Below are 13185 nucleotides of genomic sequence, written 5' to 3' on the forward strand. Positions count from 1 at the left end.
ACCTCATGCCGAGCTTTCAGCAGCTCAGAGCCGCTATCCGCGCCTGCTGACGCGTACCGGTGAATGGAAATTTTGCGGGGAACTTTCCGTATCATGGAATGTGACTTGAGTCTCTCTGCTCGTGACTTGAAAACTGGGTCACAGTCCACCGCGAAGAGAGACGAATCCTTGACTACATCCACGACCACGCCGGGCGGGTACCTGATCGGTACCGATATCGGCGGTACGTTCACCGATCTCGTGCTGCTCGAAGAGGGGCAGCGGCCGCGGCTGTTCAAGTCGCCGACCACCCCGCATGATCGTTCGCAGGGAATCATCAACGCGCTCGAGCTCGCCGCCGAGGCGATCGGCAAGCCGCTGGCACAGTTCGCCACCGAGATCCGCTACTTCGCGCACGGCACCACCGCGGCCACCAATGCGCTGATCGAGCGCAAGGGCGCGCGCACCGGGCTGCTCACCACCGCCGGTTTCGCCGACACGATGCTGATTCAGCGCAGCATGACCTCCTGGGTCGGGATGGGCTCGGCGACCGGACACTACAGCCGCCGCCGCAACCCCGAGCCGCTGGTCGCCCGCGCGGATATCGCGGAGATCCCCGAGCGTGTCGATGCCGCGGGACGGATTCTGCTGCCGCTCGACGAGAACGAGGTGCGCTCGGCACTGCGCCGGCTGCGGGACAGCGGGGTGACCGCGCTCTCGGTGTCGTTCCTGTGGTCGTTCCTCGACCCGGCCCACGAACTCCGGGTGCTCGAGCTCGTCGAGCAGGAGTGGCCGGAGGTCTACCTCACGCTCTCCCACGAGGTGGCGCCGGTGATCGGCGAGTACGAGCGCACCGCGACCACCGCCGTCAACTCCTACCTCGGCCCGGTCATCCGGGACTACATGGAGAACCTCGAGGGGCGGCTGCAACGCACCGGATTCCAGGGCGAACTGTCGGTGATGGATTCCGGTGGTGGGGTGATGCGCGCCGCGGACGCCGCGCGCCGGTCCGCATCGCTGCTGACCTCCGGCCCGGCCGGCGGCGTGCTGGCCACCGCCAAGCTGGCCGGGGCCATGGGCTTCGGCAACGTCATCACCAGCGACATGGGCGGCACCAGCTTCGACGTCGGGCTGGTTCTGGACGGCGAACCGCTGGTCGAGCGGCAGAGCGAGGTCGGCAACTACCACCTGTCGATTCCGCGGATCAAGGTCACCGCGATCGGCGCGGGCGGCGGGTCGATCGCCTGGGTCGACGAGGTCGGCGCGCTGGTCGTCGGCCCCGAAAGCGCCGGCTCGGTGCCCGGACCGGCCTGCTACGGCCGCGGCGGCGAACGCCCGACCGTGACCGACGCCGACGTCGTCCTCGGCATCATCGACCCCGGTTACTTCCTCGGCGGCCGGATGACGCTCGACCGCGCCGGCGCCGAGGAGGCCATCCGCACGCACGTCGCCGAGCCGCTCGGCATGACCGTCGAGGAGGCCGCGCTCGGCATCCGCACCGTCGCCGACAACCAGATGGCCGACCTGCTGCGCAAGGTCACCGTCGAGCAGGGCCGCGACCCCCGCGACTTCGCCGTGTTCGCCTACGGCGGCGCCGGCCCGACCCACGCCTGCTCCTACACCCAGGCCGCTGGCATCAACACCCTGGTGGTGCCGCCGACCTCCACCGTGCACTCGGCCTACGGCACCGTCACCGCGGACCGGTTCCGCGCCCTGCAGGCCACCGATCTGCAGCGCACCGCCCCCGGCGCCGCCGACGCGGCGGCGGAGTTCGACCTCGGCCGGCTCAACGCCGGCTTGAACGACCTCACCACCCGGGTGCACACCGACCTCGACGCCGACCCCGCTGCCCGGTTCGTGCGCTCGGTGCACCTGAAGTTCCGCCGCCAGACCCACGAACTGCCGGTCGTGCTGCCCGAGGGCGAGGTCACCGTCGAGGTCATGCGCGCCGTGGTCGAGGAGTTCTTCGGCACCTACGAACGCATCTACGGCACCGGCACCGCGCTGCGGAGCGCCGGGCTGGAACTGAACACCCTTCGCGTCGAGGGCCGGGTGGCCGTCGACGCGCTCGCACCCGCCGCGCCGCCGACCGCCGGTGACCTCGCCGTCGCCAGGATCGGTGCGCGCGAAGTGGTCTTCGCCGAGGTCGGACGGGTCGAGGTTCCGGTGTTCCGGGGCGAGCTCGTCGGCCCCGGCGCCGAGCTGATCGGCCCCGCGGTCCTGGAGTTCGAGGGCACGACCATCGTGGTCGGCCCCGGGCAGGAGCTGGCCGTCGACAGCGACGTCAACATCATCATCAACTGCAAGGGAAACTGATGACCACCGTCTCCGATCCGGACACCACCCTGCCGTCCGCGCCCGACGTCGATCCGGTCACCTTCGAGGTGATCAGGCATCGGCTGCTCGCCATCACCGACGAGCAGGGCGCGACCCTGGCCGCGATCTCCGGTTCCCCGCACGTGGTCAACGCCAACGACTTCAACGTCGGGCTCTACCTGCCCGACGGGTCGGTCGCCGCCATGGGGCGCACCATCCTGCTGCACTCGGCCTCGATGGCACTGATCACCCGGCACGTGATCGAGGACTGCGGCGAGGACCCCGGCATCCACCCCGGCGACATGTTCGTGGTCAACAACCCGTGGAAGGGCGCCATCCACGCCCAGGACATGGGCGTGGTCGCCCCGATCTTCTTCGAGGGCGAGCTGCTGGCCTGGGCCGGCGCGATGTGCCACATGCCCGACGTCGGCGGTTCCCGCCCCGGCAGCTTCTGCAACGACGCGACGGAGTGCTACCAGGAGGGGCTGCAGCTCACTCCGACCAAGCTCGTCGAGGACGGCCGCATCCGCTCCGACGTGTGGAACCTGATCATGGCCCACACCCGCGCCGCCCCCGCGGTCAACCTCGACCTGCGCGGGCTCATCGGCGCCAACAACACCGCCGTGCGCGCCATGACCCAGCTCGCCGAGCGGTACGGCGTCGACACCGTCAAGGCCGTGATGGCCGGGCTGATCGACCTGTCGGATCGCCGCCTCCGCAACCGGCTGCGCGAACTGCCCGACGCCACCGTGCGCAGCACCGCCTACCTCGACAACGACGGCGGGCTGAACGAGGTCTACCAGGTCGACCTGGTGCTCACCAAGACCGGCGATCGGCTGCACTTCGACTACTCGGGTTCGTCACCGCAGGTCGAGGGGTACATCAACTGCACCTCGTCGGGGCTGATGGCGGGCATCAACGCCGCGTTGCTGCCCACCCTGGCCTACGACGCCCCGTGGAACGAAGGGCTGTTCCGCCCGCTCACCGTGCACGCCCCCGAAGGGCTGATCTGCAACGCCGTGCGCCCGGCCGCGGTCTCCGGCGGCGCGCTCGAGGCCGGCTGGCTGGTGGAGATGACCGCGGTGGAGGCGCTGTCCAAGCTCGTCGCCTGCTCCGACGAGCTGATCGGCGAGGCCCAGGCCGCCCCCGCGGGTGGCCCCGACCAGTTCGTGCTCAGCGGCCACAATGCCCACGGCGACCCGTTCACCCACGTGATCCTGGACTGCCTGGCCACCGGCGGCGGCGCCTACGGCCACCGCGACGGCGTCTGGACCCAGGGCCAGCACAACATCGAGCGCCAGCGCATCTCCAACGCCGAGGACATGGAGCTCGAGACCCCGCTGCTGTACCTGCGGCGCGGGCTGGTCACCGACAGCGGCGGGGCCGGGGAGTTCCGCGGCGGCCAGAGCATGGGCTCGACCTTCCTGGTGCACCGCGGCAGCGGACTCAAGGCGATGTGCAACGGCCACGGCTGGGAGGCGCCGAACTCGACCGGCATCTTCGGCGGCTACCCCGGCACCCAGAACATCAGGGATCTGGTCGTCGGCACCGACGTGCTCGAGCAGTTCGCCCGCGGCGTGCACGTCTCCGACCCCGACCTGATCGCCGGCGAACGGCCGCGGATGCACGGCCGCCAGGGGGCCTTCCCGGTCTCCTCCGGCGACGTTCTGGCCACCGTGCACCAGTCCGGCGGCGGCTGGGGTGACCCGCTGGCGCGCTCGCTGGAGGCACTGGCCGAGGATCTGCGCTACGGAGCGGTCTCCGCCGACGCCGCGCGGCGGCTCTACGGGCTGGTGCTCACCGCCGACGGGGCGATCGACAGCGACGCCTCGCGCAACCGGCGCGACGAGCTCAAGCGAGAGCGGCGTGCCTGGCCCCGCGCCGAATCGGACATCGCCCGGCCCGACGGCGAGCTGACCCGGGTCGGCCCGCTCGGCTCGGCACTGGAGCTCGTGCGCGCCGCCGACGGCACCGGTTACACCGCCTGCCGCTGCGGGCACGTACTCGCGGAATCGACGCGGCCCTGGCGCGCGAACGCCGGCGAGCAGATCGAGCACGACGTGCACCGCGTCAGCCTCGCCACCCGCCTCTCCGACGTGCTCGAGATCCGGCGCTACGCCTGTCCGGCCTGCGGTGCGCTGCTCTCGGCCGATGTCGCGCGCCGCGGCGCGGACCGCCCGCACGACCTCGAGGTGGCGCTCTGATGGGCCACCTGGTCTGTGCCGGCGCCACCTCGCACGTGGGCGCGATCATCAAGAACCCGGGCGCGCACCCGGACCGCAACACCGTCCTGAACACCGCATGGGAACAGCTGACCGCCGATCTCGCCGCGGCCGACCCCGACGTCGTGATCGTGGTGGCCACCGACCACTACGAGACCTTCGGACTCGAGCACTACCCGATCTTCTGCCTCGGCTCGGCTCCGCGCTTCCCGGCATGGGGCGAGTTCGGCAACCCCGGCGGCGAGGTGGCCGGCGCGCCGGAGAGCGCCGACGCGCTGCACGCGGAGCTGGTGGCGGCCGGATTCGACGTCGCGAAGGCGATGGAGATGAAGCTCGACCACTCGTTCATGGTCCCGATCCTGCGATTGGGGTTGCACCGGCGCGCGGTGGTGCCGTTCTTCGTCAACTGCAACACTCCGCCGCTGCCGTCGCTCGCGCGCTGCCGTGACCTCGGTCGCGCGCTGCGCGCAGCGATCACCGCGCTGCCCGCCGAGACCTCGGTGGCCCTGATCGCCACCGGCGGCGTCTCGCACTGGGTGGGGCTGCCGGAGTTCGGGCAGATCAACGAGGCGTGGGACCACGAGTTCCTCGGCCGCCTCGAACGCGGCGAGATCGACGAGGTACTCGCACTCACCGACGCCGAGATCCTCGAGCACGCGGGCAACGGCGCGCTCGAGATCCGCACCTGGCTGCTGGCCCAGGCCTGCGCGGGCGGAACGGCGACGGTGCTCGGGTACGCGCCGATGCCGGACTGGGCCATCGGCATCGGCGTGGTCTCCCTGGCGGTGACGGCATGAGCGTGCTCGGCCTGACCAAGCTGGCGTGGGACCTCGAACACGTCGACGGATTGCTCGACTCCTATCGCGCGAACCCGGACACGGTGCTGGCGGGCTACGACATCGACGCCGGCGAAGCCGTCGCGGTGGCCGAACTCGATGCGCACTTCCTGCGCGCCGACGGCATGAACCCGGTGGCGCTGCGAAACCTGCTCGTGCTGCTCGGCATTCCGCACGGGCGGTTGTACACCCACGCGCAGCCGGAATCCCCGGCGCGCCACGCCGGAGGCTGACATGGGCGGGCCAGTGAAACAGCGAACCGTGACCGCGGACCGACCGGCCGTCCCGGACGTCGGCGCCGCCGCGCCGCTCGCGCTCGAGATGACCGGGATCGTGAAGTCCTTCGGCGGCGCCCGCGCGCTCGACGGCGTGGACTTCCGGGTCGGCGACCGTGTCGTGCATGCCCTGCTCGGGATGAACGGCGCCGGGAAGTCGACGTTGATCCAGGTGCTCAGCGGCGCGATCGCGCCCGACGCGGGCACCATCCGGATCGGCGGGCAGCCGGTGGCGCACGGCGGGCCGCGCGCGGCCAGGGCCGCGGGGATCGCCACGGTGTACCAGAAGCGCACCCTGGTGCCCGCGCTCACGGTGGCGGAGAACCTGCTGCTCGGTCGGTTGCCGCGGCTCCGCGGCGCGGTGTCCTGGCGCGAGGCCGGCACGATCGCGCGGCGCATGCTCGACGATCTCGAACTCGACATCGACCCGCAGGTCACTGTCGACACACTGGGTCCCGGTCAGCAAACCCTCGTCGAAATCGCGCGCGAAACCCACCGGGGCGGGCGGCTCCTCGTGCTGGACGAGCCCACCGCCACCCTCGGCGGGCACGACGCGGCCCTGATCCACCGGCTGGTGCGCTCGCTGACCGAGCGCATGAGCATCGTCTACATCTCCCACCACCTCGACGAGGTGATGCGGATCAGCGACGCGGTCACCGTGCTGCGCGACGGACGAACCGTGCTCGACGCCGCGACCGCGGAGCTGACCAGCCACGAGATCGTGCACGCCATGGTCGGCTCGGCGGTGGTGAACGAACGGCCCGCCCGCGCGCCGCGCGGTCACGACCCGGTGCTGCGGATCCGCGGGCTGGCCCGCCCCGGACGGCTGCGGCCACTCGATCTCACCGTCGACGCCGGTGAGATCGTGGCGGTGCTCGGCCCGGCCGGGGACGGCCAGCAGGAGCTGTTCCCGTTCCTGAGCGGGCTGCGCCGGGGGTACGAGGGTTCGGTCACGGTGCGCGACAACCCGATCCGGCCCGATCGGGTCGCGGAGACCCTGCGCAGCGGGTTGCGCTGCGTCACCGGGGACCGGCTCGGGCAGGGGCTGGTGCCGGAGCTGAGCGTGAGCGAGAACATCACCGCGCTCGACCCGGCCGCCCGCGGCCCGATCGTGAACTGGAAACGGCTGCGGGAGCGGGCAGGCGCCGCGCGCGAGCGCTTCGGCGTCGTCACCCTGCAGTCCGATCCGCCGGTGGTCTCGCTCTCCGGCGGCAACCAGCAGAAGGTGCTGCTCGGCAAATGGCTCTCCGGCACCGATCTGTCGGCATGCCTGCTCGAGGAGCCGACGGCCGGGGTCGATGTCAGCGCGAAGTCCGACATCCACGCGCTGATCGACGAACTGGCAGGTGCCGGCGTCGCGATCCTGATCGCGAGCTGCGACATCGACGAGGTGCTGCGGCTGGCCGATCGCATCGTCGTCGTACGCGACGGGGGAGTCGTCGCCGAGGTCTCCGCCGACGACCTCACCCACCCCGAGCTCACCCATCTTCTCCTGGGAGGTACCTCATGACCGCCGCGACCTATGTTCCGGCCCTGTCCACCGAGCGACTACCCGCCGCGGTGTCCAAACACCTCGGCCTCGTCGCGGTCCTCCTCGTGACCTGCAGCTTCCTCGCCGTGCAGTCCGAGGTCTTCGCCACCGGCCCCAACCTGGTCAACGTGCTGCGCCAGGTCGCGGTGATCGCGGTGCTGGCCGCCGGGCTGACCGTGCTGATGGCCTCGGGCGGACTGGACTTCTCCCTCGGCAGCCAGGTCGCGGTGGTGGTCGCGGTGGTCGCCGAGCTCGTCGACTCCGGATCATCGGTTGCGCTCGCCGCGGGCTGCGGCGTGGTGCTCGGCGCACTCTTCGGACTGATCAACGGCTTGGTGATCACCTACTTCAAGGTGGCACCCTTCGTGACGACGCTCGCGACCGCGACCATCCTCGACGGCGTCGCGCTGATCACCATGCACGGCCAGAGCATCTCGGTCGGCCGCAGCCTGACCTGGCTCGGCACCGGCGAGCTCGCAGGCATCCCGTACCTGCTGATCATCGCCGCGCTGATCTGCCTGGGCGCCGGGCTGCTGCTGCGCTGGACGCGCTTCGGCCGGGACGCGCTCGCCATCGGCGGCAACCCGACCGCCGCCCGGCTCGCCGGTATCCCGGTGGTCCGCCACACCGTCACGCTCTACGTCCTGAACGGCGTGCTCGCCGGCGTCGCCGGGATCATGCTGCTCTCCCGGCTCGGCGCCGCCAGCCCCGGCACCGCCGGGCTCTACCTCGAGCTCACCGTCGTCGCCGCGGTCGTCATCGGCGGCACCGCCCTGCACGGCGGCAGCGCCACGGTCGTGGGAACCGTCCTGGGCGTGCTGCTGCTCGGCGTGGTCGCCAACGGCATCAACCTGCTGCAGATCGACTCCTTCTACCACCCCGTCTCCGTCGGCGCCGTCCTGCTCGTCGCCGCCATCGCGAACCGGTTCCGGCACCGCGAAACCCACTGACCCCGCCACCTCTTCCGAAAGCGCCTTCGCCATGCACCCCTTCCGTACCACCGCTCGCACCGTCACCGCCGCCTGCCTGGCCGCGGCGCTCGCGGGCACCGTCGCCGCCTGCGGCGGATCCGCGGGCAACGGCGCCCGCACCATCGGCTTCGTCAACGCCGACAACCTCGAGTTCCACCGCTGCCTGGAGGCAGGCGTCCGCGACCAGGCCACCGCGTCCTCGCTCGACCTGGTGACCAGCAACTCCGGGCACGACCCGGCCAAGGAACAATCCGGTGTCGAGGACATGATCGTGCGCCGGGTCGATGCCATCGTCCTGCAGACGGTCAACGTCGATTCCCTCGAGGGCGCCGTGGCCAAGGCCAACGCCGCCGGCATCCCGATCTTCCTGACCTCGGTGGGCGGGCCGAACATGGACCAGGTCGCCGGAGCCGAGCTCTCCGACGTCCTCACCACCGGCAAGAAGGCCGCCACCTGGATCAACGAGGACTCGGCCGGCCAGCGCGCCGATGTCGCCATCGTGGCAGGCACCCCCGGCGCCGCCTCGGACCTGTTCATCAAGGGCTTCAAATCCCAGCTCGCCGGCTCGGCGACGGTGGTCTTCGAACAGCCGGGCAACTTCCAGCGCGCGAAGGCCCAGGAAGTGGCCGAGAACCTGCTGCAGTCCCAGCCCGGGGTGCGGTACGTGTTCGTCCCCAACGAGGAGATGGCCTTCGGCGTGCTCACCGCTTTCGAGAACGCGGGCCGCTCCGACATCAAGATCGTCACCAACGGCGGGACCGAGCAGGGGCTGAAAGCTACCGAGCAGGGCAAGTTCGCGATGCTGGTGGCCAGCTCCCCCTACGCCCTCGGCGTGAAAGCCGTCCGCACCATGGGCGAGCTGCTGGCCACCCCGCAGGACGGGCCGGTGATCGACCAGATCCCGACCACCGTCGTCACCAGGAACAATATCGCCGACGCTCCCTCCTACTGCGGCTGAGCGGCGACCATGCCCGAGACCAGCGGAACATCCTCCCAGCCGGTGCAGTCGGTCAACCGCGCCGTCGACATCCTGCTCGCCTTCAACGCCGCCCACCCGGAGCTGACGCTGCGCGAACTGGCCGAGACCGTCGGGCTTCCCCTCTCCAGCACCCACCGCCTGGCCCGCACCCTGGTCGAGCGGGGATTCCTGCGCCAGGACGACTGGGGCACCTACGCGCTCGGCACCCGGCTGCTGGAACTGGGCGGGCTGGTCTCCAACTCGAGCCCGCTGATCAGCGTCACCGCCGACATGGTCCGGGAGATCGCCGGGCACACCGGGGAGACGATCCTGATCGCCGGGGTGAACTGGATCGACAACTCCGTGGTGATCATGAGCCGGGTCGACTCGGTCCACCCGCTCAGCGTCGCCTCCCCGGTCGGCAAACGGTCGGCACTGGCCAGCGGATGTATCGGCAAGGCCGTGCTGTCCGGGCTCGACGTGGAGGAGTCCGATGCGCTGATCCCGCGGATCCACCTCGTACGCCGGACCCCGGAGACCGTCATCGACCCCGACACCCTCATCCGCGAAGTCGCCCTCGCACGCCGGCGCGGCTACGCCACCGACAGCAACGAGTACATCCCGGGGGTCTCCGGGGTCGCGGTGCCGGTCGCCGTCGGCGGCCGCCCGCTCGGCGCGGTCGCGGTGATCGTGCCCGCTACGCGCGGCTCGAAAGCCCGGCTCGCCGAGATCGGCGCCGGCCTGGCCGATCTGGCGGCCACCACCATCGAACCCCTGGGCGGCCGCCCGCCCGGACGAACGAGGAAATCGCTGTGAAAACCAATCTCATCACCGGTGCGGACGGCACCCGGTCAGGCTGGGTGCACTTCGACTCCGGCCCGGACCTGGTGCGGGGATACCTCGCGGTCCCCGCCGCCGAAGGCCGCTACCCCGTGGTCGTCACCGCGCACGAGAACCTCGGCGTGACCGAGCATCGCCGCGAGGTCACCCGCCGGATCGCCGCCGCCGGCTACGTGAGCCTGACCGTCGACCTGTTCAGCCGGGTCGGGGGCATGCCACCGCAGAACTTCGATACCCCCGAAGAGCGTCGTTCGCTGGCCTTCCGCGCCGCCGCCGACGAGCGGGCCGTTCCTGACCTGCAGGCCGGGCTCGATTTCGCGCGCGAACTCCCGGCCGCAGATCCGGCCGCCGCCGCGGCGATCGGGTTCTGCCTCGGCGGCGGCACCGTGCTCGCCTGGGGCGCGCAGACTCGCGACCTGAGCGCCATCGTCTCGCTGTACGGCATCCCGGTCCTGCCCGCCGAATACACCACCGGCGGGCAACCGCGATCCCGGCTGCCACTGCTGCCGCAGCTGAACGCACCGGTGCAGTTCCACTTCGGCGGCGACGACGCGGCCATCCCGGCCGACCAGATCGACGCCGTCGAAGCCGCGGCCCCCACCGCCGCCCGCGGGGCGGAGTTCCACCGCTACCCGGGCGCCGGGCACGCCTACCACGACGACACCCACCCCAACCACGACGCCGCCGCGGCAGAGCTGACCTGGAAACGAACCCTGGCCTTCCTCGACGAGCACCTGCGATGACGCTCTGGTCCACCTACCTCGGGTCACAGCTCCACTACCTGCACGCAGCCGGGACCCGCACCCGGATCGTGCGCACCCCGGGCCCGTCCGGGCCCCGCCCGATCGTGCTGCTGCACGGCCGCGGCGGCCACCTGGAGAGCTTCGCCCGCAACGTCACCGCGCTGTCGGCACACGCGGAGGTCATCAGCCTGGACCTGCTCGGCCACGGGCTCACCGCGCAGACCGGCTCCAGCTACGACATCGGCGAGATCGCCCGGCACGTGGACGCCGTCCTCGACCTGCTCGACGACGGGCGCGGCTTCGACGTCGTGGCCCAATCCCTCGGCGCGTGGGCCGCGCTGCTGCTGGCCGGGCAACATCCGGGCCGATTCGCCCGCCTGGTGCTGATCGAGCCCGCCGGGCTGCAGCGCCAGGCCGAACGGCTCGGCGATCCGCGGGTGGCCCGCGCCGCCGAGGCAGGCGGCCAGGTCTTCGACCACCCGTCCGAGCAGAACGTGCGGCTCCGCTTCGCCCAGCTGCTGCACGACCCGGCGAGCTGCGACGACGAAATGGTCGAGCTGCGCCGCCGGCTGTACGGGCTGCCCGGCGCCACCGCCGTGCACAAAGCGGTGCGCACCGCCGACAACGACCGCTTCGTGCTCGACGACGGCCGGCTCCGGTCCATCACGAGCCCGGTGCTGTTCGTGCGCGGTGAACACGGCCACCTGCCCGCGGCGCTGCTGAGCGCGGCCGCCTCGGGGATCGACGGCTCCGCGCTGCTCACCGTCGCCGCCGCCAAGCAGTGGCCGCACTACGAGCGGCCCGACATCGTCAACCCCCGGATCCTCCACCATCTCGGAAGGTAGTTCCCCATGTCTTTCTGGACCTCGACCCTCGGCGCCGAAGTGCGCTACCACCAGGCCGGCCCCTGGCGCACCCGCGCGCTGGAAGCCGGCGAGGCAGGCGAGCACGTCATCATGGTCGGCGGGCTGACCGGCCATGTCGAAGGGTTCGTGCACAACGTCGTCCCGCTGGCCGAGCGCGGACTGCGCGTGCACGCCATCGACGCTCTCGGCCACGGCTTCACCGACAAGCCGCTGGATGTCACCTACCACGCTCCGGTCTTCACCGAGCACCTGCTGCGCTTCCTCGACGCCCTCGAGATCGAGCGGGCCCACGTGGTCGGGCAGAGCCTGGGCGGCTGGATCGCCCTGCACACCGCCAAGACCCATCCGGACCGTATCGGCAAGATCGTCTTCGCCACCGGCGCCGGGATCCTGCTCGACGACGAAGCCGCCCGGCGGGAGAGCGCCGAGGTGCACTCCCGGGTGCAGAACGTCACCAGGAAGGCCGTCGACGCACCCACCCGGGAGAGCGTGCGGGCCCGGTTGGAGTGGCTGATGGCCGACCCGGCCACGGTGACCGAAGAGCTCGTCGACGCCCGCTACCGGATCTACACCCTGCCCGACAGCCGCGCAGCCATGCCCAAGCTCGTCGCCGAACAACCGAGCGAGGAGAACCGCGCCTACCTGCTGAACCAGGCCGATCTGGCCGCCATCGAACACGAGGTGCTCGTCGTCTGGACCGACAAGAACCCCACCACCAGGGCCGCCGTCGGACAGCGCGCCAGCGAGATCCTGCCGAACGGCAGCTTCGCCACGATCAGCGACGCCGGGCACTGGCCGATGTTCGAACAACCCGAGCAATTCAACAAGATCGCCGGTGATTTCCTCGCCGGTCCCCGTGGCTGACCAGGGCGACCGCGACCAGCGCGCCGCCGTCGTCGAAGCCGGGAAAGTACTGGCCGCCAACGGCCACTCCGATCTGGTGTGGGGACACCTGTCGCTGCGCGACGCCGACGGCCGCGGCTTCTGGCTCAAAAGGCCCGGCCTCGGCTTCGAGGAACTCCGCACCTCCGACATCCAGCTCCTCGGCTTCGACGGCGAGGTCGTCCTCGGCGAGGGCGCACCCCACCTCGAGCGGTTCATCCACAGCGAGGTGCTGCGCGCGCGCCCGGACGTGCAGTGCGTGATCCATACCCACCCGGAGGCGGCCACAGCCTTCGCCGCCACCGGGCTCCCGTTGCTGCCGGTGGGACACGAGGCCACGATGTTCGTTCCACCCGACATCGCACGGTTCACCGAGACCGGCGACCTGATCCGCACCCCCGGCCTGGGCCGAAGCGTGGCCGCGGCACTGGGGGAGCGCAATGCGCTGCTGCTGGTCAACCACGGCGTGGTCGTGGCGGGGCCGTCGATCGGTGACGCCGTCTTCGCGGCCGTCCTGCTCGAGAAGGCCTGCCGGATGCAGCTGACCGCCGCGGCCGCGGCGGGCGCCGAGCCGCTGCGGGTCTCCGGCGAGGCCGAGGCCCGCACCAAACGAGCCCGGGTCTACGCCCCCGGGCAGGTGCGGGCCGGCTGGAACTTCCTGCAACGGGAACAACGCGGCCCCTTCCCGAACATCGGCTAGCACAACCGAATCGAAGAATCACGACGGCGCTCGGCCACGAGCGCCGGCGCGGGCCCGCTGCGGCCC

The 13185-nt window shown here is 71.3% G+C and carries 12 protein-coding genes; all 12 read left to right on the forward strand.

Going from position 1 to position 13185, the window contains the following annotated elements; translation table 11 throughout:
- Positions 1-168 precede the first annotated feature (168 nt).
- The 12 genes from ACFO0B_RS05840 to ACFO0B_RS05895 are packed head-to-tail and all read left to right on the forward strand — an operon-like array spanning position 169 to position 13119.
- A complete protein-coding gene (locus ACFO0B_RS05840) occupies positions 169-2295 on the forward strand; it encodes a hydantoinase/oxoprolinase family protein (protein ID WP_378611257.1) in 2127 nt (708 codons plus the stop codon).
- A complete protein-coding gene (locus ACFO0B_RS05845) occupies positions 2295-4499 on the forward strand; it encodes a hydantoinase B/oxoprolinase family protein (RefSeq protein ID WP_378611258.1) in 2205 nt (734 codons plus the stop codon). The genes ACFO0B_RS05840 and ACFO0B_RS05845 overlap by 1 nt, the downstream gene beginning before the upstream one ends.
- Positions 4499-5314, forward strand: a complete 816-nt coding sequence (locus ACFO0B_RS05850) for a DODA-type extradiol aromatic ring-opening family dioxygenase (protein WP_378611259.1) — start codon at positions 4499-4501, stop codon at positions 5312-5314. Before ACFO0B_RS05845 ends, ACFO0B_RS05850 begins: the two co-directional genes overlap by 1 nt.
- A complete protein-coding gene (locus ACFO0B_RS05855) occupies positions 5311-5586 on the forward strand; it encodes a hypothetical protein (RefSeq protein ID WP_378611260.1) in 276 nt (91 codons plus the stop codon). Before ACFO0B_RS05850 ends, ACFO0B_RS05855 begins: the two co-directional genes overlap by 4 nt.
- A gap of 28 nt (positions 5587-5614) precedes the next feature.
- A complete protein-coding gene (locus ACFO0B_RS05860) occupies positions 5615-7138 on the forward strand; it encodes a sugar ABC transporter ATP-binding protein (protein ID WP_378611261.1) in 1524 nt (507 codons plus the stop codon).
- Positions 7135-8109, forward strand: coding sequence for an ABC transporter permease (locus ACFO0B_RS05865; protein ID WP_378611262.1), 975 nt, complete (start codon positions 7135-7137; stop codon positions 8107-8109). The genes ACFO0B_RS05860 and ACFO0B_RS05865 overlap by 4 nt, the downstream gene beginning before the upstream one ends.
- Before the next feature lie 31 nt (positions 8110-8140).
- Positions 8141-9088: a sugar ABC transporter substrate-binding protein gene (locus ACFO0B_RS05870; protein ID WP_378611263.1), complete on the forward strand. Its 948-nt coding sequence runs from the start codon at positions 8141-8143 to the stop codon at positions 9086-9088.
- Between the two features lie 9 nt (positions 9089-9097).
- Positions 9098-9904: an IclR family transcriptional regulator gene (locus tag ACFO0B_RS05875; protein WP_378611264.1), complete on the forward strand. Its 807-nt coding sequence runs from the start codon at positions 9098-9100 to the stop codon at positions 9902-9904.
- The gene (locus ACFO0B_RS05880; RefSeq protein ID WP_378611265.1) at positions 9901-10671 is read left to right on the forward strand and encodes a dienelactone hydrolase family protein; all 771 of its coding nucleotides are present in this window, start codon (positions 9901-9903) and stop codon (positions 10669-10671) included. The genes ACFO0B_RS05875 and ACFO0B_RS05880 overlap by 4 nt, the downstream gene beginning before the upstream one ends.
- Positions 10668-11516, forward strand: coding sequence for an alpha/beta fold hydrolase (locus tag ACFO0B_RS05885; protein ID WP_378611266.1), 849 nt, complete (start codon positions 10668-10670; stop codon positions 11514-11516). Before ACFO0B_RS05880 ends, ACFO0B_RS05885 begins: the two co-directional genes overlap by 4 nt.
- A 6-nt stretch (positions 11517-11522) precedes the next feature.
- The gene (locus ACFO0B_RS05890; RefSeq protein WP_378611267.1) at positions 11523-12401 is read left to right on the forward strand and encodes an alpha/beta fold hydrolase; all 879 of its coding nucleotides are present in this window, start codon (positions 11523-11525) and stop codon (positions 12399-12401) included.
- The gene (locus tag ACFO0B_RS05895) at positions 12394-13119 is read left to right on the forward strand and encodes a class II aldolase/adducin family protein (protein ID WP_378611268.1); all 726 of its coding nucleotides are present in this window, start codon (positions 12394-12396) and stop codon (positions 13117-13119) included. Before ACFO0B_RS05890 ends, ACFO0B_RS05895 begins: the two co-directional genes overlap by 8 nt.
- Positions 13120-13185 lie beyond the last annotated feature (66 nt).

Origin of the sequence: Nocardia jiangsuensis, from assembly GCF_042650385.1 — a bacterium.
Taxonomy (GTDB): domain Bacteria; phylum Actinomycetota; class Actinomycetes; order Mycobacteriales; family Mycobacteriaceae; genus Nocardia; species Nocardia jiangsuensis.

Excerpts from the sequence above, each read along its gene's own strand:
- ACFO0B_RS05845 (WP_378611258.1), top strand. The coding sequence starts at position 2,295 with ATGACCACCGTCTCCGATCCGGACACCACCCTGCCGTCCGCGCCCGAC.
- ACFO0B_RS05850 (WP_378611259.1), top strand. The coding sequence starts at position 4,499 with ATGGGCCACCTGGTCTGTGCCGGCGCCACCTCGCACGTGGGCGCGATC.
- ACFO0B_RS05855 (WP_378611260.1), top strand. The coding sequence starts at position 5,311 with ATGAGCGTGCTCGGCCTGACCAAGCTGGCGTGGGACCTCGAACACGTC.
- ACFO0B_RS05865 (WP_378611262.1), top strand. The coding sequence starts at position 7,135 with ATGACCGCCGCGACCTATGTTCCGGCCCTGTCCACCGAGCGACTACCC.
- ACFO0B_RS05870 (WP_378611263.1), top strand. The coding sequence starts at position 8,141 with ATGCACCCCTTCCGTACCACCGCTCGCACCGTCACCGCCGCCTGCCTG.
- ACFO0B_RS05875 (WP_378611264.1), top strand. The coding sequence starts at position 9,098 with ATGCCCGAGACCAGCGGAACATCCTCCCAGCCGGTGCAGTCGGTCAAC.
- ACFO0B_RS05885 (WP_378611266.1), top strand. The coding sequence starts at position 10,668 with ATGACGCTCTGGTCCACCTACCTCGGGTCACAGCTCCACTACCTGCAC.
- ACFO0B_RS05890 (WP_378611267.1), top strand. The coding sequence starts at position 11,523 with ATGTCTTTCTGGACCTCGACCCTCGGCGCCGAAGTGCGCTACCACCAG.